We start from the raw sequence: 2,189 nt of genomic DNA on the forward strand, positions 1-2,189 counted from the left end.
CGCCCAAAAACGGCGGATTCCCAACGATCGCATCCGCCTCCGGCCACTCCGGCTCCACGGGATGCCCGTCGGCATCGGTGCCCAGCACCGCATCCCGGTTCTCGATGTTCTGCAACGGCTTCAGGATCGGACTGCGGTCGAGGTCGAAACCGTGTTGCAGCATCCACTGAATCTCACCGATCCAGATCGTCACGCGCGCCAGCTCAGCGGCGTAGGGGTTGATCTCGATGCCGAGCACCGCCTCGGGGCCGACCATGGGGAAGGCGCGCGGCAGACCCATGGCCTCGGCTTGCAGAATCACCTCGTGCTCCAGGTCTTTCAGCGCCCGCAGGGCAAGGTACAGGAAGTTCCCCGAACCGCAGGCGGGGTCAAGGACACGGAAGCCTGCCAGGCGGGCAAGGTAAGCCTGTAGATGCTTCTCGGCGGCGTTGCGCGCCCTGGTGGCGCCTGATGCGCCCTTGGCCTGCGCAGCTTTCGCCAGGTCCGCGCTGATGCGCGCCTTGGTCTGCGCCCACGCATCCCGTAGCGGCTCCACGATGACCGGGTTGACGATGCGCATGATGGAATCGGTATCGGTGTAGTGCGCGCCCAACTGGCTGCGCATGTCCGGGTCGAGCCCACGCACGAACAGGGTGCCGAAGATGCTCGGCTCGATGGCGGACCAATCGAGCTTGGCGAGACCGAGCAACGTCTTGATCTCCGCCGGCTCCAGCGGCAGCACATCGTCGGAATCGAACAGCCCGCCGTTGAACCGGTCGATGCGCTCGAAGCCCAGCCGCCCGCCGTGCTGCATGGCACCGAACAGATCGCGCAGCATGTCCGGCAGGTCCGCCGGGGCCGGGCGTGCGGCTTCCAGCAGCTTGCTGAACAGCTCCCCCGGCAGCAGGCCCACGTCCTCAGCGAACAGGCAGAACAGCACCCGATTCAGGAAGTGTGCCACGGGCCGGGGGTCGTGCCCGCGGTCGCACAGCTCGGTCGCGAGCCTGGCCAAGCGCCCCGCCGCCTCCTCGGTGAGCGCCGCCACCGGCTTGTCGGGGCGCAATTGCTCGGGGTCGGTGAAGGCCCACTTCAGCAGCTTGCGCTGACCGGCATCCAGCAGATCATCCAGCGTCAGAACGTGCCGCTCGGGCACCATGCTGGTGAAGTTGGTATGGATGGTGATGGTGTCGATGTCCGAGACGATCAGCAGCGGCGGGTTCTCAAGCGCAGGGGCGTAGAGCTGGAGCTGCTTGAACGCCTGCTTCAGATTCTTGCCCTTGCCCTTGTACTCCCAGCCGAAGCAGCCACGGCGCCAAACATCCGCCCAGCCGTCACCGCCCCCCGCCTTGCTCGCCCCGCGCTCGAAGCAGAACCAGTCGCCGGTGGGGTCGGCTTCCGCCGGTGTCGGCTCGCCGAGCATCCGGCAGAGGTCGGTGAAATGCTCCTGGGCGGCGGAGCGCTCCTTGAGAGTCGCGGGCTTCCACTTGGCGACGAAATCTGCGGGGGTCATGTGCGCGGGGGTCTCGTGGGTGGGTCTAACAATGCGCACGCATGTAAACGAAGTGCCGGGGTCGTGCTGCCTTGGCGTGGCGGTGCTGGCCCGAATGCGCCAGCGGCGGACCTTTGCTTGCCTGTATATCTCACGGGGGCCGCTTGCGCAGCTGCCTCCCAACCGCCCGTTCTGCACCGACCGACGCACCTGGTTGCGTTCGTGCTGAGGCAGTCAACGCCATCACGCAGACGCCCCAACGGAGACCCCCCGCTGCCAGCGAAGGCCAGCCAAGCGCAGCCAAAAAGTCCGTTTGCGCGACGAACACGCAGAAAAGATTTAACGCAACGCGAGGCGGATCTTGGGTATACTCGGATTCGTACACAAACCTCTGCCATCGAGCGCAGCGTGGCGAGTGCGACTTTCAGCACCGCGTTCGTTCGTCGCCTGGCCACCAGTACCCCGATCCTCTACCTGGGAGCCCCCCTATGCACCGTTCCATCTCCACCGCCGCCGTCCTCACCGGAGCACTGTGGTTGTCCACAATGCCCTTGTCCAGCCAAGCGGAAGTCTTCTGCGTCGACACGGCCACAGGCCTGCAGACCGCCCTCTCCACTGCGGCGATCAATGGTGAGGATGATGAGGTCAGGATCGTACAAGGTACCTATTTCGGTAACTTTCGATACGTTAGTGCGGAGGGTTTCGACCTGTCTATCCAAGG

The 2,189-nt window shown here is 65.2% G+C and carries 2 protein-coding genes; one reads left to right on the top strand and one right to left on the bottom strand.

The window, feature by feature from the left end:
• The coding region (locus tag QZ588_RS18070) for a DNA methyltransferase (RefSeq protein ID WP_366929613.1) at positions 1-1,489 on the bottom strand (1,489 nt) is incomplete at its 3' end.
• Between the two features lie 467 nt (positions 1,490-1,956).
• Between QZ588_RS18070 and QZ588_RS18075 the strand changes: the two genes are divergently transcribed.
• Positions 1,957-2,189, top strand: a 233-nt coding sequence (locus QZ588_RS18075; RefSeq protein WP_295544508.1) for a hypothetical protein, incomplete at its 3' end; no start/stop codon positions are given.

Origin of the sequence: uncultured Thiohalocapsa sp., from assembly GCF_913062725.1 — a bacterium.
Taxonomy (GTDB): domain Bacteria; phylum Pseudomonadota; class Gammaproteobacteria; order Chromatiales; family Chromatiaceae; genus Thiohalocapsa.